The 18,518-nt window shown below is 48.3% G+C and carries 22 protein-coding genes; 15 read left to right on the top strand and 7 right to left on the bottom strand.

Annotation, left to right across the window (positions count from 1 at the left end; all coding sequences use genetic code 11):
* Positions 1–26 precede the first annotated feature (26 nt).
* Positions 27–548, top strand: a complete 522-nt coding sequence (locus EDF88_RS08760) for an isochorismatase family protein (protein ID WP_134184212.1) — start codon at positions 27–29, stop codon at positions 546–548.
* 98 nt (positions 549–646) lie between these two features.
* Complete coding sequence (gene sbmA / locus EDF88_RS08755; RefSeq protein WP_134184097.1) at positions 647–1,864, top strand: peptide antibiotic transporter SbmA; 1,218 nt, start codon at positions 647–649, stop codon at positions 1,862–1,864.
* Between the two features lie 36 nt (positions 1,865–1,900).
* Here the strand turns inward: sbmA and EDF88_RS08750 are convergent, their stop codons facing one another.
* Genes EDF88_RS08750 through EDF88_RS08740 form a run of 3 tightly spaced genes read right to left on the bottom strand, consistent with a single transcriptional unit; the run spans position 1,901 to position 5,104 of the window.
* Positions 1,901–3,436 carry a DHA2 family efflux MFS transporter permease subunit gene (locus tag EDF88_RS08750; RefSeq protein ID WP_064516515.1) on the bottom strand — a complete coding sequence of 512 codons (1,536 nt, stop codon included), beginning with the start codon at positions 3,434–3,436 and terminating at the stop codon, positions 1,901–1,903.
* A 10-nt stretch (positions 3,437–3,446) separates the two neighbouring features.
* A complete protein-coding gene (locus EDF88_RS08745) occupies positions 3,447–4,628 on the bottom strand; it encodes an efflux RND transporter periplasmic adaptor subunit (protein WP_134184095.1) in 1,182 nt (393 codons plus the stop codon).
* 20 nt (positions 4,629–4,648) lie between these two features.
* Complete coding sequence (locus tag EDF88_RS08740) at positions 4,649–5,104, bottom strand: MarR family transcriptional regulator (protein WP_064516519.1); 456 nt, start codon at positions 5,102–5,104, stop codon at positions 4,649–4,651.
* Between the two features lie 195 nt (positions 5,105–5,299).
* On the opposite strand from EDF88_RS08740, the gene EDF88_RS08735 reads away from it, so the two are divergent.
* Positions 5,300–6,409: a DUF1615 domain-containing protein gene (locus EDF88_RS08735; RefSeq protein ID WP_134184093.1), complete on the top strand. Its 1,110-nt coding sequence runs from the start codon at positions 5,300–5,302 to the stop codon at positions 6,407–6,409.
* An 88-nt stretch (positions 6,410–6,497) separates the two neighbouring features.
* Here the strand turns inward: EDF88_RS08735 and EDF88_RS08730 are convergent, their stop codons facing one another.
* Positions 6,498–6,815, bottom strand: a complete 318-nt coding sequence (locus EDF88_RS08730; RefSeq protein WP_134184211.1) for a DUF2755 family protein — start codon at positions 6,813–6,815, stop codon at positions 6,498–6,500.
* Between the two features lie 281 nt (positions 6,816–7,096).
* Here EDF88_RS08730 and EDF88_RS08725 point away from each other — a divergent pair, with 281 nt between their 5' ends.
* Entirely contained in the window at positions 7,097–7,327 is a 231-nt protein-coding gene (locus EDF88_RS08725; protein WP_134184091.1) for a DUF2754 family protein, read from the top strand.
* Between the two features lie 3 nt (positions 7,328–7,330).
* Here EDF88_RS08725 and ddlA read toward each other — a convergent pair whose 3' ends face one another.
* The gene (gene ddlA, locus EDF88_RS08720) at positions 7,331–8,431 is read right to left on the bottom strand and encodes a D-alanine--D-alanine ligase (RefSeq protein ID WP_134184089.1); all 1,101 of its coding nucleotides are present in this window, start codon (positions 8,429–8,431) and stop codon (positions 7,331–7,333) included.
* A gap of 133 nt (positions 8,432–8,564) precedes the next feature.
* On the opposite strand from ddlA, the gene EDF88_RS08715 reads away from it, so the two are divergent.
* From EDF88_RS08715 to adrA, 5 genes are all read left to right on the top strand, one after another.
* Complete coding sequence (locus tag EDF88_RS08715; RefSeq protein WP_134184087.1) at positions 8,565–9,263, top strand: extensin family protein; 699 nt, start codon at positions 8,565–8,567, stop codon at positions 9,261–9,263.
* Between the two features lie 70 nt (positions 9,264–9,333).
* On the top strand, positions 9,334–10,554 hold the full coding sequence (locus tag EDF88_RS08710; protein ID WP_064516533.1) for a multidrug efflux MFS transporter: 1,221 nt from the start codon (positions 9,334–9,336) through the stop codon (positions 10,552–10,554).
* Between the two features lie 228 nt (positions 10,555–10,782).
* Positions 10,783–11,043 (top strand): anti-adapter protein IraP, encoded by a 261-nt coding sequence (gene iraP / locus EDF88_RS08705; protein WP_134184085.1) that lies wholly within the window; start codon positions 10,783–10,785, stop codon positions 11,041–11,043.
* Positions 11,044–11,289: 246 nt separating this feature from the next.
* Positions 11,290–11,604 carry a PsiF family protein gene (locus EDF88_RS08700; protein WP_134184083.1) on the top strand — a complete coding sequence of 105 codons (315 nt, stop codon included), beginning with the start codon at positions 11,290–11,292 and terminating at the stop codon, positions 11,602–11,604.
* Between the two features lie 94 nt (positions 11,605–11,698).
* Positions 11,699–12,826, top strand: a complete 1,128-nt coding sequence (gene adrA, locus EDF88_RS08695; RefSeq protein ID WP_134184081.1) for a diguanylate cyclase AdrA — start codon at positions 11,699–11,701, stop codon at positions 12,824–12,826.
* A gap of 33 nt (positions 12,827–12,859) precedes the next feature.
* Here the strand turns inward: adrA and proC are convergent, their stop codons facing one another.
* Positions 12,860–13,669, bottom strand: a complete 810-nt coding sequence (proC, locus tag EDF88_RS08690) for a pyrroline-5-carboxylate reductase (RefSeq protein WP_134184079.1) — start codon at positions 13,667–13,669, stop codon at positions 12,860–12,862.
* A gap of 159 nt (positions 13,670–13,828) precedes the next feature.
* Between proC and EDF88_RS08685 the strand changes: the two genes are divergently transcribed.
* From EDF88_RS08685 to ppnP, 5 genes are all read left to right on the top strand, one after another.
* A complete protein-coding gene (locus tag EDF88_RS08685; protein ID WP_134184077.1) occupies positions 13,829–14,290 on the top strand; it encodes a YaiI/YqxD family protein in 462 nt (153 codons plus the stop codon).
* A gap of 79 nt (positions 14,291–14,369) precedes the next feature.
* Positions 14,370–14,894, top strand: a complete 525-nt coding sequence (gene aroL, locus EDF88_RS08680) for a shikimate kinase AroL (RefSeq protein WP_064516545.1) — start codon at positions 14,370–14,372, stop codon at positions 14,892–14,894.
* 44 nt (positions 14,895–14,938) lie between these two features.
* Positions 14,939–15,130: a YaiA family protein gene (locus EDF88_RS08675; protein ID WP_064516547.1), complete on the top strand. Its 192-nt coding sequence runs from the start codon at positions 14,939–14,941 to the stop codon at positions 15,128–15,130.
* 280 nt (positions 15,131–15,410) lie between these two features.
* On the top strand, positions 15,411–16,088 hold the full coding sequence (locus EDF88_RS08670; protein WP_134184075.1) for an AroM family protein: 678 nt from the start codon (positions 15,411–15,413) through the stop codon (positions 16,086–16,088).
* Positions 16,089–16,168: 80 nt separating this feature from the next.
* On the top strand, positions 16,169–16,462 hold the full coding sequence (gene ppnP, locus EDF88_RS08665; RefSeq protein ID WP_034457894.1) for a pyrimidine/purine nucleoside phosphorylase: 294 nt from the start codon (positions 16,169–16,171) through the stop codon (positions 16,460–16,462).
* A gap of 85 nt (positions 16,463–16,547) precedes the next feature.
* On the opposite strand, the gene rdgC is transcribed toward ppnP, so the two are convergent.
* The gene (gene rdgC, locus EDF88_RS08660; RefSeq protein ID WP_064516551.1) at positions 16,548–17,459 is read right to left on the bottom strand and encodes a recombination-associated protein RdgC; all 912 of its coding nucleotides are present in this window, start codon (positions 17,457–17,459) and stop codon (positions 16,548–16,550) included.
* A 125-nt stretch (positions 17,460–17,584) separates the two neighbouring features.
* Here rdgC and mak point away from each other — a divergent pair, with 125 nt between their 5' ends.
* Complete coding sequence (gene mak / locus EDF88_RS08655; RefSeq protein WP_134184073.1) at positions 17,585–18,496, top strand: fructokinase; 912 nt, start codon at positions 17,585–17,587, stop codon at positions 18,494–18,496.
* Positions 18,497–18,518 lie beyond the last annotated feature (22 nt).

Raw genomic sequence — 18,518 nt, 5'->3', positions numbered from 1 at the left:
CTTCCTTGTTCATTGAGAGCTTAATGATGCCTGCCCAACGTGTACTGATGGTTATCGATATGCAAAATGGGGTATTTGATGCCCCACGTTTTAACCGCGAAACCTGCACGACTCGTATTAACCAACTGAGCGATGCCGCAGAAAAAGTTATTTTCATCCAGCATACAGAACCTGGTCTTGAGCAGGGGAGCGCGGCGTTTGATTTGTTACCTGAGCTAATACAGCCAGCTGATGCGCTGTATGTAACCAAAACAGCCTGTGACGCTTTTTATCGCACGGAACTTGATGAACTGCTTCAACGCCACAAAATAAACGAATTTGTGGTGTGTGGTTGTGCCACTGATTATTGCGTGGACGCTACTATTAAAAACGGTGCCAGTCGCGGATATGCCATGACTGTTGCCCTTGATGCCCATACCACAGCAAATCGTCCGGCGGCTCTTGCTGAAGTGTTGATCGAGCATTACAACGATGTCTGGCGTAACTTTACGATTCCTGGAAATACCCTGCGGGTAAAATCTACCGCAGAAATCCTCGAACAGTGGTAGAGCTGCACTAACCCTTACATCTCTTGATACAACATTCAGTAAGCCTTATTTTTCCGGGAAAGTTATAACAATAAGAGTGTGTTTTCAGGAGTGTTGTAATGTTTAAATCGTTTTTCCCACGCCCGACAGCTTTTTTCCTATCGGCTTTTATCTGGGCAATGATCGCCGTTATTTTCTGGCAGGCTGGTGGAGGCAACTGGCTTGAGCATATCACTGGCGCAAGTGGCGAAGTGCCAATCAGTGCTGCTCGTTTCTGGTCGATGGGCTATCTGGTGTTTTACGCCTATTACGCTCTTTGCGTGGGTATGTTTGCACTATTCTGGTTTATCTACAGCCCGCATCGTTGGCAGTATTGGTCTATTCTTGGCTCCTCGCTGATTATTTTCGTGACCTGGTTCCTGGTGGAAGTAGGGGTGGCGGTGAATGCGTGGTATGCCCCATTCTACGATTTAATCCAGACTGCGCTCAGTTCTCCCCATAAAGTGACTATTGAGCAGTTCTATCATGAAGTTGGCGTATTTCTCGGTATTGCACTGATTGCGGTGATTGTTGGCGTGATGAATAACTTTTTCGTCAGCCACTATGTCTTCCGCTGGCGTACCGCAATGAACGAATACTACATGGATAACTGGCAGATGCTGCGCCATATCGAAGGTGCCGCACAGCGTGTGCAGGAAGATACCATGCGCTTTGCCTCCACTCTCGAAGATATGGGTGTCAGCTTTATTAACGCGATTATGACCTTAATTGCCTTCCTGCCAGTGTTAGTCACTCTGTCAGCTCACGTTCCAGATTTACCGATCGTTGGGCATATTCCTTACGGTCTGGTGATTGCTGCCATTATCTGGTCACTTCTGGGAACAGGGTTGCTGGCTGTGGTAGGGATTAAACTGCCAGGGCTTGAGTTCAAAAATCAGCGTGTTGAAGCGGCGTATCGTAAAGAGCTGGTCTATGGCGAGGATGACCCAAGTCGTGCTTCTCCACCAACAGTAAAAGAGCTGTTTGATGGCGTGCGCAGAAACTATTTCCGACTCTATTTCCACTACATGTACTTCAACATTGCCCGTATTCTCTACTTGCAGGTTGATAATGTGTTCGGCTTGTTTCTGCTCTTCCCATCGATTGTGGCGGGGACTATTACGCTTGGCCTGATGACGCAAATCACCAACGTGTTTGGTCAGGTTCGTGGTTCATTCCAGTATTTGATTAGCTCGTGGACCACGCTAGTTGAGCTGATGTCTATCTATAAACGTCTGCGCAGCTTTGAGCGCACGTTGCAGGATATTCCGGTAGAAGCGGCAGGTGAGTCGGTCTAAAAAGAGAAATCTGGCGGGTATTCCCGCCAGATTGATTTAATGCCCTGCAGATGGCGCGCTTGGTGCGCCCGAACGTACAAACGGTGGCCGTGCGAACCAGATAACTACAATCAGCGCCATAAACCCCCAACCTAAAATCCAGAAGTAGTCGATGGTCGACATCATGTAGGCTTGCTGCTCAATGGTCTTATCTACAAACGCCAGATGCTGCTGCGTCGCGCCACCCATTTTATCCAGATAATCAACCGCTGAAGGGTTATAAATCGACACGCTCTCGGTCAGATTGGCGTGGTGGAACACTTCACGACGTGACCAAATCCACGTCGTGAGTGATGACGCAAAAGAACCACCCAGCACGCGGAAGAAGGTAGCCAGACCGGAACCTTCTGCCACTTGTGCGCCATTCAGGTTCGACAGCACAATCGTGGTAATAGGCATAAAGAAGAAGGCTACGCCAATCCCCATAAACAGCTGCACTTCTGCGATGGTGCGGAAATCGACATCGGTATTGAACTGCGCACGGATAAGACACGAAGCCCCCATGGTCAGGAACGATAGTGAGGCCAGAATACGCAAGTCGAACTTGCTGGCGTAGCGCCCGATAATCGGTGTCATCATTAACGGCAACACCCCCATTGGCGCGGCAGCAAGACCCGCCCAGATAGCCGTATAGCCCATCTGCGTTTGCAGCCACTGGGGCAAAATGATGTTGATGGCGAAGAACGCGGCGTAGCCCAGCGTCAGAGAAATCGTACCGATGGCAAAGTTGCGGTCCTTGAACAGACGCAGGTTAACAATCGGATGACGCTCACCCAATTCCCAAATAACAAACGACACCAACGAGATAGCTGAGATCGTTGACATGATAATAATGTGCGACGAGGCGAACCAGTCGAGATCGTTTCCCTTATCCAGAACTACCTGCAATAGCCCAACACCGAGGACGAGCAGAGCGATACCGATATAGTCGATGGGCGAATGAGTCGTGGTTTCTTCACGGCTACGCAGTTGCGTCCAGACGACTATCGAAGCAAATATCCCGATCGGTACGTTGATATAGAAGATCCACGGCCACGAGTAGTTATCCGTTATCCAGCCACCGGTAATCGGCCCCACGATTGGCGCAACGACCGTCACCATCGACAGCAGCGCCAGCGCCATGCTGCGTTTGCTCGAAGGGAAGATAACCAGAAGTAATGTCTGGCACATCGGGAACATGGGTCCGGCGAAAAAACCTTGCAGCGCGCGGAAGAAAATCAGTTCGGTCATGCTGTGGGCAAAGCCGCACAGGAACGAGGTGAGGGTGAACATCACCACTGAGCCAATAAATAGCTTAAGTTGGCCGAAACGCCGTGTGAACCAGCCAGTCAGCGGCAAGGCAATGGCGTTACACACCGCAAACGAAGTGATAACCCATGTGCCCTGATCGGCACTTACACCAAGGTTCCCTGCAATGGTCGGCAGCGCCACGTTTGCAATGGTGGAGTCCAGCACTTGCATAAAGGTCGCCAGCGATAGCGCGAGCACCGCCAGCCACATGTTGGGAGGCGTAAATGCGGCTTTATCTTGCATAACGTCTCTCTTAATGGGCGCTTGAAGCTACCGCATTGCTGTTGTCATGAAGGATTTTTGCCACAAGTTTATCTGCCGCTTCCAGCGAGTCTTTATAAACATCGGTGGTAAAGCGAGGCGTGCTAACGGTTTGTTGTGGCAGTAGATGGCCATCTTCATTGTTGCGAATATCTACACGGGCATTCATCGATAAGCCAACACGCAACGGGTGCTTCTGCATATCGTGCGGGTCAAGCGTGATGCGCACAGGTAAACGCTGAACGATTTTGATCCAGTTACCGCTGGCGTTCTGGGCTGGCAACAAAGAGAACGCGCTGCCGGTGCCGATTCCCAGACTTTCAATGGTTCCGTGGTACTCAACATCATCGCCGTAGAGATCGGCGCTAAGCGTTACTTTTTGCCCAAGGCGCATGGTGCTCATTTGGCTTTCTTTGAAGTTGGCATCAACCCAAACCTCATTCAGTGGCACGATGGCAAGTAATGTTGTACCGGAGGTCACTCTCATTCCTAACTGCACCGCGCGTTTCGCAACATAGCCACTGACAGGGACAACAATGGTAGTACGCGCATTATCAAGGTAACGCTGGCGCAGTGTCGCCACTGCGGTTTTGATTTCAGGGTGGCTATCAATCACCGTGTCATCAACCATCGCAAGGTTGGTGCGTAACGCTTGTTGTGCGGCAGCCAAATCACTTTGTGCACTAGATACTGCATCGCGATAATGCGAGAGATCTTCAGCCGCGATTGCACCGGTTGAGAAAATTTTCTGGCGGCGCGCATAGTCGTTTTGTGCAGTTTGCAGAGCAACCTGTTTTGCTGCGACCTGAGCGCGGTAATTATCAGCCGTGCTGTACAAACCGCGAACCTGTCGCACGGTATTGGCAAGGTTTGCTTCTGCTTGCTGAAGTGCAATTTTGGTATCGCTTGGGTCAAGCAACACGAGCGGCTGGCCTTTCTCGACAAAGTCTCCTTCGTCAGCAGTGACTTGAGTCACTGTGCCACCAATCTGTGGCGTTAACGCCACCTGGTTGCCGTTTACATAGGCGTCATCGGTAGACTCGTAATAACGAGCATATAAGAAATACCATGCCAGACAGCCCGCGGCTGCCAGCACGAGAATCAGGATAAGAATAATAAAGTTACGTTTGCGTTTACTGGAGCGCTGAACGTGCACTTCTGGGGTGGTTTCCATCTTTTGGCCTTTATACGGTGTTAGCAATGTGGCGCAGTAATTTCATCCGGCAGCATTTTGGTAATGAGTTTAACCAGCTGTTGGGATTCTTCCTGCGTCAGGCGTGCGGTGAGGTCACTGATAATTGAGGTTAGCGCTTCGTTTTGAAAATGGTCGCAAATAATCAGGCCTTTGTCGGTCAGAGCCAGAATCACCTGGCGCTTATCTTGTGGATTTGGGGAGCGAACGATCAGTTCGCGTTTGACCATACGATCAACCATGCGGCTCATTGCGCCAGCATCCATCACCAGAGTTTTGCTGATTTCGACCGGGCTTGTGACACCTTTATAAATATTAATCAGCACCTTAAATTGTGCGGCGGTAATATCCATACCAGAGAAATACTGGCTGATAAGCTGGTCTTTAAACTGGTTCGCAAGGTGGATAAGCAAACCGAGATGAAATTTGTTATCGATAATACCCGGATTGTTTTTCATGATACTTGCCTGGTCAGTAATTACATGTGAAATTACTGACCAGGCAGTCAAGTGTCAAGTTTGTGTCAAGAAGATCGCACTTTATGTCAGCGAGCCGATGGCCCTCAGTATTTATCAGTCAATCTCTGATAAACGGCAGATGGCAGAACTGCTATTGTTTCATCCTGCCTTAGAAAACAATTACAACGGAACGTTATGACCATAATCACTTTAAGCAGACAGCATGGGCTATTTGCCCTCGGCCTTGGTGCTATTTTTGTCCTGGCGGGGTGTACCACTAAAAGCACACCCTCTGTTTCGGAAACCCAAAAACCTGTTGATGTTGAAAGTGTAGTGAAGCAAAAAATCCCTGCCAGCATGAAAGACCGCAACAGTTGGGCGAAAGATTTAGCGGTCACGTTCAAGAGCCAGAATATTGCACCTAGCGAAGAGAATATTTGCTCGGTACTGGCAGTGGCACAGCAGGAATCCAATTTGGTTGCTGACCCGGTGGTTCCAAATCTGAGCAAAATTGCCTGGAAGGAGATCGACCGTCGCGCTGAGAAAATGCATATCCCGGTTTTTCTGGTCCACACCGCGTTATTAATTAAATCGCCAAATGGGAAGAGCTACAGCGAGCGCCTGGATAATGTGAAAACAGAAGGACAACTGAGCGCGATCTTTGATGATTTTATCGACATGGTGCCAATGGGGCAGAAACTTTTCGGCAATCTGAACCCGGTACACACTGGTGGGCCAATGCAAGTCAGCATTGCTTTTGCTGAGCAGCACACTTCAGGTTACCCGTGGAAGATGGAGGGCACAGTGCGCCAGGAAGTGTTCACTCGGCGTGGTGGATTATGGTTCGGTACCTATCATTTGCTGAATTACCCGGCAAATTATACTCAGCCGCTATATCGTTTTGCCGACTTCAATGCGGGATGGTATGCCAGTCGTAATGCTGCATTCCAGAGTGCGGTCAGTAAGGCTACCGGTGTAAAACTAGCGCTGGATGGCGATTTAATTCTCTACAACACAGATAAAGCAGGCAGCACTGAGTTGGCAGTAAGGAAACTGGCAGGCAAACTCGATATGAGTGAAAGCCAGATTCATCGTGCGCTGGAGAAAGGTGACAGTATAGATTTTGAGAAAACGGACTTATACCAGCAGGTTTATGCGATAGCAGAGAAAAAAACGGGCAAGAAATTGCCGCGTGAAATGTTGCCGGGTATTACGCTTGAGAGTCCGAAAATTACTCGTAATTTGACGACAGCATGGTTTGCAAAGCGGGTTGATGAGCGGCGTGCGGCGTGTATGAAATTGTAAGTCAGACTGGTAGGGTGGCTAAGCGGGTGATGCTTTGCTTACCCGCCCTACGAACGAAGTTTTCGACTCGGCATTGGATAAGACACCTTTAAAAATGGTGGCGTTGGTAGAATTTTAGCACAAGGCTAATCAAACCGATTACCGCACATCCCGCGAGGAATGGCACCAGACCAAATACAGTGCTTACTGCGAATCCCATTTCAATGTGCGGACGCGACGCATCATTACCCTGCGCGAGATGTTCAAGCACTCCAGGAGAGTGAACTATCAAACCCAGTATCTGCGTACCGACCCAAAAGCAGAACAAAATGAACACAGCGTAAGCCAGATTACTCTGGGTAGATCCCTCTGCTTTCGTTGTTGAAATCGTGGTTATTACAGGAACAACCTGTTTCGACAAACTCATATCAGCCATCACGACCTCCCATGCAACAGTAAAACGATTCAGGCTGGGGCCTGCTACTTCAATTGCGTTGAGTTTGGCAGGTCATATGGGTTGTCAATATCAGATTGTTGGTAATTTAACGGGCGGAATGCTCCTGGTTTGTGAATATATGTTTGAGATCACATATTTGTAACTTAGGTGAAATTTGCGTAACAATATTCTGTTTAGCCCGTATTAACGTGCGGTTTATCGCCACGCCCTGTGCCACAATAAGTCCTCTTTTTGCCCTGACGGATTGCACCATGTCTGCGAAAACACTCTCTTTAAAAATGCGCCGTGACTGGCACTATTACGCTGTAGCGATTGGTTTGATCTTTATTTTGAATGGTGTGATTGGCTTGCTGGGGTTTAAAACCGAAGGCTGGCAAAATTATGCTGTTGGGCTTGTGACCTGGGTAATTTGTTTCTGGCTGGCTGGGTTTATTATTCGCCGTCGTCCGGAACCCGAGGATACGGAGACGGCGAAAGAGTAAGGCTTAGGCAGTAATCGAACTCTTCAGAGCGCAATCTTGTAGGTGGCGCTCAAGAGCCAGTTCAATTAAACGGGTAATCAGTGTCTGATAATCTAAACCGCTTGTCTGCCACAGTTTTGGATACATGCTGATATTAGTAAAACCTGGCAGTGTGTTGATCTCATTGATAATCACTTCATTATCAGCTGTCAGGAATACGTCAACTCGCGCCATTCCGCAGCATTCCAGGGTCTGATAAGCACGTACTGCAATCTCACGGATTTTGTCGTTAATATCTTCCGGGATTGACGCAGGAACAACAACTTGCGCGCCTTTATCATCAATGTATTTGGTGTCGTAAGAGTAGAAGTCACTGCTTACCACCACTTCACCACAGGTACTCGCTTGTGGCTCATCGTTACCCAATACTGCACATTCAATCTCACGGCCTTTAATGCCGGTTTCCACCACAACTTTATGGTCAAACTCGAAGGCTAACGTGACTGCCGTTTCATATTGCGCCACGGTATTTACTTTGCTGACGCCCACGGAAGAACCCTGGTTGGCAGGTTTAATGAACAATGGCAGGCCAAGTTTTGCTTCGACTTCGGCAAAGCTGGTTTTGTTTCGGTTTGAACGGGTGAGGGTAATAAATGGAGCAACATTCAGACCAGCGTCACGTAATAGACGCTTAGTGACATCTTTGTCCATGCTTACGGCTGAACCCAGCACACCGGAGCCAACGAATGGTAGGTTAGCCATGCGAAGCATACCTTGCAAAGAGCCATCTTCGCCCAACGTGCCGTGAACAATCGGGAAAATGACATCTACAGGCGCTAAAAACGCAGCGGAGGAGGATTCAATCAGTTGGTTTTCTGTTTGACCAGGCACCACGGCAACATTTGTCCCTGAGCGATTCAGAGCGATTAATGCCGGGTTTTCTGCATTTAACAGATAGTTGGACGCATCATTGATATGCCACTGGCCTTGTTTATCAATGCCCAGTAACACGACTTCAAACTTTGATTTATCAATGGCGTCGACAATATTTTTCGCCGACTGTAATGATACTTCGTGCTCAGCTGACTTGCCCCCAAACACGATACCAACCCGCAGTTTTGCCATGCCCAAATCCATCCTTAAACAGTACAAAGGCGGACAACATACCACGCTCATAACGAGGATTCATGTGCTTCCTGCCGCTTAAAACCGACCGGCTTCTATAATGATTATTCCGTAAACAAAATCAGGTGAAAGGATGGTGAACGGAGTGAAAATTGTGATTGTCATAGCCATGATGGCCGCAGTGGGGTTCTGGCTCTATCAGCGCCTGCCTGCGCAGTACAATCCCTTTACGCCACTATCTATTGATGATCCACCAACGCAGGTTACACGCTACAAATTGCGCCAGATGGTAAACAATCCGCAAGCTTGCCTTGCGTTGTTGCAGCAGGCACAGGCGCGTGGACAGATAAATTTCCGCAATTCTGCGGATACCCAAGGTAATTGCCCACTAACTGGCGCAGTTAGGGTGGTGGATTTTGGCAGCGTAGGGCTTAGCAGCAGCTTTCTGGCAAGTTGCTCGCTTGCGCTAAGCAGCACGATGTTTATTCATCAACGCGCCGTTCCGTTGGCACAAACTGAAATGGGCAGCAAGCTTACGCGCATTAACCATCTGGGGAGTTTTGCCTGTCGAAATATCTACAATCGTGAAGGGGCTCGACGCAGTGAGCATGCTACAGCAGATGCGCTGGATATCAGCGGTTTTAGCTTTGCCAATCAGCAACAAATTAGTGTCCTGAAAGACTGGAGAGGTAAAGGGAAGGGGCGTGAATATCTACATGTGGTATTCGAAAACAGTTGTTCATTTTTTGGCAATGCGTTGGGGCCCGAATATAACGCTGCTCATACCAATCATTTTCATATGGGAATGCGAGGCTACGGGCTTTGTCGATAAAATTAATTTGTATGATAAACTTCACACTATTCAGCTGATCTTTTTATCCCACTAATAAAGCGTGCACGGTATGGAATCCTGGAAGGTCAACATTATCTCGGTGTGGTTCGGTTGTTTTTTTACCGGGCTTGCCATTAGCCAAATACTGCCGTTTTTACCGCTTTATGTAGAACAACTTGGTGTGACTTCTCACGAAGCGTTATCTATGTGGTCGGGTCTGACCTTTAGTGTGACGTTTCTGGTGTCCGCCATTGTGTCTCCGATGTGGGGAAGCCTTGCTGACCGCAAAGGCCGAAAATTAATGCTGCTGCGTGCTTCTCTGGGTATGGCGGTCGCTATTTTGCTACAGGCATTTGCCACTAATGTTTGGCAACTCTTTATTTTGCGCGCAGTGATGGGGTTAACTTCTGGGTATATTCCAAATGCGATGGCGCTGGTGGCTTCCCAGGTTCCAAGAGAACGCAGTGGCTGGGCATTAAGTACACTTTCCACTGCACAAATCAGTGGTGTTATTGTTGGTCCACTTTTGGGTGGATATATGGCTGATACCCTTGGGTTGCGGATGGTCTTCTACGTCACAGCTGCATTGTTGATGGTAAGTTTTTTAGTGACGTTATTTCTGATAAAAGAAGGCGCTCGTCCCAATATTAGCAAGGCCGATCGGCTATCGGGTAAAGCCGTGTTTGCGTCATTACCTTATCCTAAATTAATGATAAGTCTGTTCGTCACCACGATGGTCATTCAACTTTGTAATGGTTCCGTCGGGCCAATACTTGCCCTTTTCATCAAGCATCTTTCCCCTGAAAGCAATAATATTGCATTCATTAGTGGTTTTATTGCTGCAGTTCCTGGGATATCAGCTCTTATTTCCGCCCCCAGATTAGGCAAGCTGGGAGACAGAATCGGCACCGCCAGAGTATTAATGGCGACGCTAATCTTTGCAGTGATATTATTTTTTGCTATGTCGTGGGTAACATCACCGCTGCAATTGGCTGTATTGCGCTTTTTACTTGGCTTTGCAGATGGCGCGATGTTACCCGCGGTTCAAACTTTGCTGGTTAAGTATTCCAGTGACCAAGTTACAGGAAGGATTTTTGGGTATAATCAGTCCTTTATGTATCTTGGGAACGTTGTTGGGCCGCTTATGGGGGCCGGCGTTTCCGCGATGGCGGGTTACCGTTGGGTATTTCTTGCTACCGCGTTGGTTGTATTGCTGAATGTCTGGCAGTTGGCGGTAATGTTGCGGCGTAAAAACCAACAAGATGCCCAGAGAAAACAGCTTGGGTCATAATATATTCCATTTATCCGGAAGCTATTTTTATTGCCTGCTCAAAAAATAGGCAGTCATGAGATTGCTATAGTAGTTGTCATCCATTTAAGTGTCGGAATAGTTGCCTGATGATATTTTTTGGGCTCCGGCACATATTTAACAAGTCATATAAAAATAGTCACTGCACCCTCTAGGAAATCTGAAATCATAATGCTAACGTCATGCTTCAAATCCCTGGCGGTTAGAACTATGAAAAACCTTATTTCTGAGTTACTGGCTAAACTCGCTGAAAAAGAAGAAGAGTCAAAAGAGTTTGTTGCACAGATAGAAGCCCTGGAAATAGTGATTTTCGCCATGCTCGAAAGAATGGAGGGCAGCGAACGACGAGCAATAATCACAAATATTGAAGATGCTTTAAATGAAACTCAACCTGATGATTCAGTGACTACTGATGATACCAGTTTGCTTAAACAATATTTATCGCGATTATTGACTCCTCCAACTATTTGATTTGATCTATTCTTGATTTCTCTTGTGGGAGTTTCACATTATTTATTTTCTTATTATTAATTAGAATAACTAAAGTCAATCAGCATCCAGCTATCTTACCTCACCTGGTACATTTTAATCCCCCCCCTGAAACCTGGTGCCAATGCGGTGCTTTATCGCTCCGCTTGAACAATACATGGCCTGCTGGTTCGCCATTTTCCCAACTACAGACCAAAATTAATTCACCACAATAAAAAGGATGGTGCTATGAAAACTGTATTGATAATGGTGTTACTGGCGGGTGTTATGGGGTCGGCTGCGGCGGCAGATAAAGCGATGACGCCGCAGCAGCAACGTATGACGTCGTGTAACCAACAAGCGACCTCTCAAACTCTAAAAGGGGACGCCCGTAAAACGTATATGAGCAATTGCCTGAAAAATAGTCAGTCAGCGCCAGCAGATAAAAGTCTGACGCCGCAGCAGCAGAAAATGAAAGACTGTAATGCTGAAGCAGGCAAAAAAACATTATCCGGCGATACACGAAAAACATTTATGAGTAATTGCCTGAAAAAACAATCCTGATAGCCTAAATGGGTGAGTCGGTTAGCTGACTCACTCATAAAATCATACTTTCCCCCCGGATTAAACTTTCTATAATTACGGCAAATATTTCAGAATGTTCCTAATTATCATGAAAGATGAATACAGTTCTGGAAGATGGCTTCCTGGGGGATTTATGGATAGCTCAACGTACCTTGATGACGACCGGCATCGCTCCGCGCGACGATTTGCCCGACGACTTTATATCCCTCGAATCATAGGATTAGCGACCGGTTTTTTCTGTGTTTCCTCGGTGCTCGTTATGCAACCAGTGTCGGGGTGGTGGTGGTTGCTACTGGTCGCCTATAGTTTTATCTGGCCCCACTTCGCATGGCAAACTGCAGATCGTGCATCCGATCCCGCCCGAGCTGAAATCCGTAACTTAATGGTCGATTCTTTGATGGGTGGCGTGTGGATTGCGGTGATGGGGTTGAATGCTTTGCCATCAGCGCTAATTCTCGCAATATTGTGTATGAACAACGTCGGTTGTGGCGGATTGAAATTGTTCCTCGGTGGCTTGGGGGTAATTGTACTGAGTTGCTTGCTGACGTTGGGTTTGTCTCAGATACCGCTCAATCTGCAAACCATGCCATCACAAGTATGGATTTGCCTGCCACTCCTGCTGATTTACCCGACTTACTTTGGCCTGGTTAGTTACCGAACTGCTCTCAAACTCTCCGAACATAAACGGCGTTTAATGCACATGAGCACTCGTGATGGCATGACGGGTGTATATAACCGCCGCCACTGGGAGCACCTGCTACATGGTGAGTATGATAACTGCCAGCGTTACCAGCGTAGTGCCACTTTGTTACTCATTGATATTGATTACTTTAAATCAATCAATGACTCATACGGGCACGATGTGGGGGATGAGGCTATTCTGGCGCTTACCGAGCATCTGCAACTGACTCTGCGTATTACCGATGTTATCGGGCGCTTTGGTGGGGACGAGTTTGGCGTAATTATGTCCGGCACGGCTCAAGAAAGCGCAATACAGGCGATGGCACGAGTACGGGAATATCTTGAAGAGTTTCGCATACCTCATGCACCGCGTATTTCGCTGCGCATAAGCGTCGGAGTGGCGGAGTTTGATAAAAGTATGGTTAATTATCGCGAATGGTTAAAAGCGGCCGATGTGGCGTTATATAAAGCCAAAAATCTGGGACGTAGCCGCACTGAGGTCGCCGATATTGCGGCTTAAAACCCTCTCCCATTACGGGAGAGGGCAGACAAATTATGATTTACCTAAGTGCTCGGATTTGGCCATACATTTCACTACGGCTTCCATCACTGCGGCTCTGAACCCTTTCTCTTCCAGAACTTTTACCGCTTCAATCGTTGTACCGCCCGGTGAACACACCATGTCTTTCAACTCACCAGGATGCTGGCCTGTTTCAAGAACCATTTTGGCCGAACCCATCACTGCCTGTGCTGCAAATTGATACGCTTGCTTGCGCGGCATTCCACCTAGCACAGCGGCATCAGCCATTGCTTCGATAAACATAAAGACATAAGCCGGTGCTGAACCACTGACACCAACGACTGGGTGGATCATGTTTTCAGAGACGACTTCGGCAAGCCCGAAGCTGCGGAAAATATTCACCGCATCGGCAATATCTTCTGAAGTAACCAGAGCGTTTGGCGTAATTGAGGTCATGCCTGCATTCACTAATGCTGGCGTGTTAGGCATAGCGCGGATAATTTTGCGGTCATGGCCTAATGCTTTAGCCAACGAATCCAGCGTAACGCCTGCAGCAATTGAAATCACCACGCTATCTTTATTCAGGCTGGAATTAACTTCACCCAGAACTTTTAGCATCACATTTGGCTTAACTGCGCCGAAGACTATATCGGCGATCTGCGCCACTTCCTGTGCACTTTGCGCCGCATTAATACCGTACTGGTCGCGCAAGGCTTCCACTTTATCGGGCGACGGTGTGTAGACCCAGATATTACCTGGAAGTACCTGTCCACTGGCTATCAGGCCACCCAGGATGGCTTTTCCCATGTTGCCGCAACCAATAAATCCAATTTTCTTATCCAAAGTCTCACTCCATCTTTTGAGTTGTGTGATGAGCATAGCTTACCGTGCTTTCAGGCGCTCACGCTACGTCCAGGCGAAACAGCAAGCAAAGATAAAGTTGGCGATTGACGGAAAAGCACGGCAAGATCGTCCCATTCCCACTGACAACCAGGAGTCGTCATGCAAATTTGGGTGGATGCCGATGCGTGTCCAAAAGTCATAAAAGAAGTGCTGTTTCGTGCGGCTGAGCGTGCGCAAATTGTGGTAACTCTGGTAGCCAATCAGGGGCTGAAAACCCCACCTTCACGCTATATTCGTACCCTGCAAGTCGCGACGGGTTTTGATGTGGCTGACAACGAAATTGTGCGCCGTTGTGAAAAAGGTGATTTAGTGGTCACGGCTGATATACCGCTCGCAGCGGATGTGCTGGAAAAGGGGGCGATTGCGTTAAATCCTCGCGGTGAGCTTTACACACCTGCTACCATCCGTGAGCGCCTGACGATGCGCGATTTTATGGATACATTAAGAGCCAGTGGAGTGCAAACCGGTGGGCCTGATAGTCTTAATCAGCGCGACCGCCAGATGTTTGCCAATGAACTGGAAAAATGGCTGCTTGTCGCTGGACGTTCAAAAAGCGCTTAATACCGATGTAATTCTATTCCACGTACTAGCTTGCTGGTATGATGACAACCTTTGGCGGACTTCTAAGGATTAGCCACCGATGACTCAACCCATTTATTTAGTCGGCGCGCGAGGTTGTGGCAAAACAACCGTCGGTGTTGCATTAGCGCAGGCATTGGGCTGTAACTTTGTCGATACCGACCACTACCTTTTAGAAAGCACCAATATGAGCGTTGCCGATATTGTGGCGCAAGAAGGCTGGGAAGGTTTTCGTCGCCGCGAGTCGGGCGCACTGCAAAGTGTCACGGCTCCAGGGACGGTTATCGCCACTGGTGGCGGTATGGTTCTTGCTGAAAGTAACCGGCAGTTTATGCGCGAGCATGGCGTGGTTATCTACCTGCGCGCACCGGCGCAAATTCTGGCTTCGCGTTTAGAAGCCTTCCCGGAAGAAGGCCAACGCCCAACCCTGACAGGGCGGCCGATCACCGATGAAATCGTTGAAGTTCTTGCCGCACGGGAAGCGTTATACAACCAGGCTGCACACCATGTCGTTGATGCGACTCGCCCTCCGGCTGAAATTGTCGAGGCAATACTAACGGCTCTGCGTACGGCTCGCGCCAGCTGATTCCTGGCTATACTTAACGCTCATTCATCACCAAAGGAAGAGCGATGGCGAGCAATCCTCCATATCCTCGGGAAGCGCGTGTTGTTGCAGTTGAAAAAGGTGCAACAGACCAAACAGTGACCTGGTATCAACTCCGTGCCGACCATCCACATCCTGATACGCTGATTAGTGAACACGAAACAGAAAAAGAAGCGCTGGATGCGAAGCGGCGTTATGAAGATCCGCAAAAAACGTAATACCTCGGCATGGACGCCATGATTACCCCCCTCTTTTTCGAGTTAACTCAATGACCTGGTCATTAATCACACCTTTCGTTCAATCTTGTTGTTAACAAATCATTATCGTGATGTTGTAAAGATGTCGTTGACGTTTCGTTGAATATTCCGGCAGATGCTCTGCAAATATGCTGCTACGCTTTGTGGTTAATTATTGAGCGACCTTCAGCAGAGTATCATTCACAGGAAAGATACCAGTGCAGTAGCGAAGGACTGATATGGGACAAGGGCGGAACGAAACATGAAACAAACATTGGCAATTCTCACCATCGGTGTCGTTCCGGTCAGTGAAATACTGCCGCTACTCACAGACCATATTTCTGAAGAACAAATTAAAACTTTCAGTCTGTTAGGTAATCTTTCTTATGACGAAGTGATGGAGGAATTTTCACCGTCACCCGATGAAGAACAACTTCTGACGCTGTTAACCGGTAACGTTTTGGCTTACGTGGGGAAGCAGAAAGTAGAACGAGCGTTGCAAAGTGTTATTGAGGTGCTGGATAACCAGGGTTTCGATGTCATTTTATTGATGAGCACACACCGCTTAGCCAATCTCTCGGTGCGTAAAGGTATTTTGCTGGAGCCTGAGCGAATTATCCCCCCGCTTGTGGCTTCAATAGTCGATGGGCACCAGGTCGGTATCATTCTGCCCGTTCCCGAAATGATGAAATATCAGAACAAAAAATGGGAGTTACTACCCATTGAGCCATTGTATGAACTGGCTAACCCTGTTCATGGAACTGATCAAGAGCTTATCGATGCAGGGAAGAAACTGGTAGAGAGTGGTGCAGATGTTTTGGTGCTGGACTGCCTTGGATTCCATCAAAAACATCGCGATTTGTTGCAAAAATCCTTAGATGTCCCGGTATTGTTATCGAACGTGTTGATTGCGCGTTTAGCGTCAGAATTGCTCGCTTAACGGCGGGTAATAATTTGCGTGACAGGCTCTCAAGTTCCCCTCTATATTGTTTTTTCAACTATTTTAAAAAGGGCCTGGTCATGCTTCAAAGTAATGAGTACTTTTCCGGTAAAGTGAAGTCTATTGGTTTTACAAGCAGCAGCACTGGCCGCGCGAGTGTTGGGGTTATGGTTGAAGGTGAATATACTTTCGGCACGGCTCAACCAGAAGAAATGACCGTCATCAGTGGTGCATTACACGTTTTACTACCGGGTGAAACCGAGTGGAAAACTTATGCAGCGGGCACCGTGTTCCACGTCCCAGGACACAGCGAATTCCATTTACAAGTCGCTGAACCTACGTCGTATCTTTGCCGTTATTTAGCTGATAAATAATTTACCCGTCATACTTCAAGTTGCAGGTGTGTCGCCTGCCTGCAACTCGAATTATTTAGGGTAAAACATTATCTTCTGAAAAATGTTAGCGTTGAGCTTCGCCGCCCAGTGCTTCCACCAGGTTCTTAATCAACGCCGCCAGTTCACCCGTCATCAGAATAAAATCTGCATCAAAACGAGCACCGAAATCTTCACGGTCAATATCCTCATTTTGGTCACGCAGGGTATCGGCAAACTTCAGGCGCTTAATCGAACCGTCGTCAGCAATCAAAAACTGAATACGTTCTTGCCAGTCGAGAGCCAGTTTGGTTACCACTTTGTCGGCTTCGATATGGGCGGCAATCTCATCACAAACCAAATCCTGCTGCTTGCAGCGAATTACACCACCGCCTTCGAGAATAGCTTTAAGCTCGGCTTCATCCATCAGCGCAAAGCCCGGAGGCACGTCGCCAGAACGTACCCACTCAGTCAGCGTCAGTTCAATAGGGGTTTCCAGCGCCAGTGGCACAACAGGCAGCGAACCGAGGCTTTTACGCAGCAGTGCCAGCGTATCTTCAGCTTTTTTTGCACTGGCACAATCGACCATAATCAAACCGTTGACGGTATCGATCCACATCATGGTTTGGTTGAAACGGCTGAAAGCACGTGGCAGTAAAGAGTGCAGCACTTCATCTTTCAGAGAATCTTTCTCGGTCTTTTTCAGCTTACGAGCTTGTTCGGCTTCAAGACGGCTGATCTTCGCTTCCAGTTCTTGTTTAATCACCGGAGCCGGGAGAATTTTTTCTTCTTTACGGGCGCAAATCACAATCTGCCCGTTGGCTACATGGGTTAATGCATCGCTGTGCGAACCCATTGGCGACACCCAGCCGGTCTTCGCCATATCCTGGCTACCGCATGGGGTGAAAGTAAACGCGGCCAACTGTTTTTCCATCTCATCCGCTGAAAGCGTGATGTCACGGCTTAAACGGTAAACCATTAAATTTTTGAACCACAGCATGATTATTTCCCGGACTGTCAGTTAAACGCAGCGGGCATGATAGCGAATCAGCCGCTGTGTTTCATTGCCTTTACAGGGCCACACTTCTATTCTGTTGATAACACTAATTAAATGAGGGCATCGCTGTGCGCATTGGTATCGACTTAGGTGGAACAAAAACAGAAGTGATCGCACTGGCGGATGATGGTAAACAACTTTTCCGTCATCGCCTGCCAACACCGAAAAATGATTATCAGCAAACCATTGGCACCATTGCTGAATTGGTTCGCCTGGCTGAAGAGGCCACTGGTGAGAAGGGAACGGTCGGCATTGGTATTCCTGGCTCGATCTCGCCCTATACCCGAGTGGTAAAAAATGCCAACTCAACATGGCTCAATGGCCAACCTTTCGATAAAGACTTATGCGATGCGCTAAGCCGTGAAGTGCGTTTGGCAAACGATGCCAACTGCCTGGCGGTTTCCGAAGCCATAGATGGTGCAGCGGCAGGGGCAGCGATTGTCTTTGCGGTGATCATCGGAACCGGCTGTGGCTCAGGTATCGCCATTAATGGCCGCAGTTTGATTGGTGGCAACGGTACTGCGGGCGAGTGGGGGCACAACCCATTGCCCTGGATGGACGAAGACGAGCTGCGTTTTCGCGAGGAAGTGCCTTGCTACTGTGGCAAACACGGGTGCATCGAAACCTTTATTTCCGGTACCGGCTTTGGCACCGATTACCATCGCCTGAGCGGGAAAAAGCTCAAAGGCAATGAGATCATGCATTTAGTCGATCAACAAGATCCTGTCGCTGAACTGGCGATCGCGCGTTATGAAATGCGTATCGCAAAATCACTGGCGCACATCGTCAATATTCTTGATCCCGATGTGATTGTATTGGGCGGTGGGATGAGCAATAACGAACGCTTGTACAAAACGGTGCCGCAGCTAGTGAAACCGTGGGTATTTGGTGGCGAGTGCGAAACCCCAATTCGTAAAGCGGTGCACGGTGATTCCAGCGGTGTACGTGGTGCTGCATGGTTGTGGCCATTAGAGAAATAAAAGCGGGCCTATGACGCTGCGC

This window comes from Buttiauxella sp. BIGb0552, from assembly GCF_004366275.1.
GTDB lineage: Bacteria > Pseudomonadota > Gammaproteobacteria > Enterobacterales > Enterobacteriaceae > Buttiauxella > Buttiauxella gaviniae.
The sequence above is the reverse complement of the archived record's forward strand: the minus strand, read 5'-3'. Positions and strand labels throughout refer to the sequence as shown.

Coding starts and splice junctions, on each gene's coding strand:
- EDF88_RS08735 (WP_134184093.1), top strand. CDS start 5,300: ATGACCATAATCACTTTAAGCAGACAGCATGGGCTATTTGCCCTCGGC.
- EDF88_RS08750 (WP_064516515.1), bottom strand. CDS start 3,436: ATGCAAGATAAAGCCGCATTTACGCCTCCCAACATGTGGCTGGCGGTG.
- EDF88_RS08760 (WP_134184212.1), top strand. CDS start 27: ATGCCTGCCCAACGTGTACTGATGGTTATCGATATGCAAAATGGGGTA.
- EDF88_RS08710 (WP_064516533.1), top strand. CDS start 9,334: ATGGAATCCTGGAAGGTCAACATTATCTCGGTGTGGTTCGGTTGTTTT.
- adrA (WP_134184081.1), top strand. CDS start 11,699: ATGTTCCTAATTATCATGAAAGATGAATACAGTTCTGGAAGATGGCTT.
- aroL (WP_064516545.1), top strand. CDS start 14,370: ATGACTCAACCCATTTATTTAGTCGGCGCGCGAGGTTGTGGCAAAACA.
- EDF88_RS08700 (WP_134184083.1), top strand. CDS start 11,290: ATGAAAACTGTATTGATAATGGTGTTACTGGCGGGTGTTATGGGGTCG.
- ppnP (WP_034457894.1), top strand. CDS start 16,169: ATGCTTCAAAGTAATGAGTACTTTTCCGGTAAAGTGAAGTCTATTGGT.
- EDF88_RS08725 (WP_134184091.1), top strand. CDS start 7,097: ATGTCTGCGAAAACACTCTCTTTAAAAATGCGCCGTGACTGGCACTAT.
- EDF88_RS08670 (WP_134184075.1), top strand. CDS start 15,411: ATGAAACAAACATTGGCAATTCTCACCATCGGTGTCGTTCCGGTCAGT.
- ddlA (WP_134184089.1), bottom strand. CDS start 8,431: ATGGCAAAACTGCGGGTTGGTATCGTGTTTGGGGGCAAGTCAGCTGAG.
- iraP (WP_134184085.1), top strand. CDS start 10,783: ATGAAAAACCTTATTTCTGAGTTACTGGCTAAACTCGCTGAAAAAGAA.
- EDF88_RS08730 (WP_134184211.1), bottom strand. CDS start 6,815: ATGAGTTTGTCGAAACAGGTTGTTCCTGTAATAACCACGATTTCAACA.
- EDF88_RS08740 (WP_064516519.1), bottom strand. CDS start 5,104: ATGAAAAACAATCCGGGTATTATCGATAACAAATTTCATCTCGGTTTG.
- EDF88_RS08715 (WP_134184087.1), top strand. CDS start 8,565: ATGGTGAACGGAGTGAAAATTGTGATTGTCATAGCCATGATGGCCGCA.
- EDF88_RS08675 (WP_064516547.1), top strand. CDS start 14,939: ATGGCGAGCAATCCTCCATATCCTCGGGAAGCGCGTGTTGTTGCAGTT.
- sbmA (WP_134184097.1), top strand. CDS start 647: ATGTTTAAATCGTTTTTCCCACGCCCGACAGCTTTTTTCCTATCGGCT.
- EDF88_RS08685 (WP_134184077.1), top strand. CDS start 13,829: ATGCAAATTTGGGTGGATGCCGATGCGTGTCCAAAAGTCATAAAAGAA.
- rdgC (WP_064516551.1), bottom strand. CDS start 17,459: ATGCTGTGGTTCAAAAATTTAATGGTTTACCGTTTAAGCCGTGACATC.
- EDF88_RS08745 (WP_134184095.1), bottom strand. CDS start 4,628: ATGGAAACCACCCCAGAAGTGCACGTTCAGCGCTCCAGTAAACGCAAA.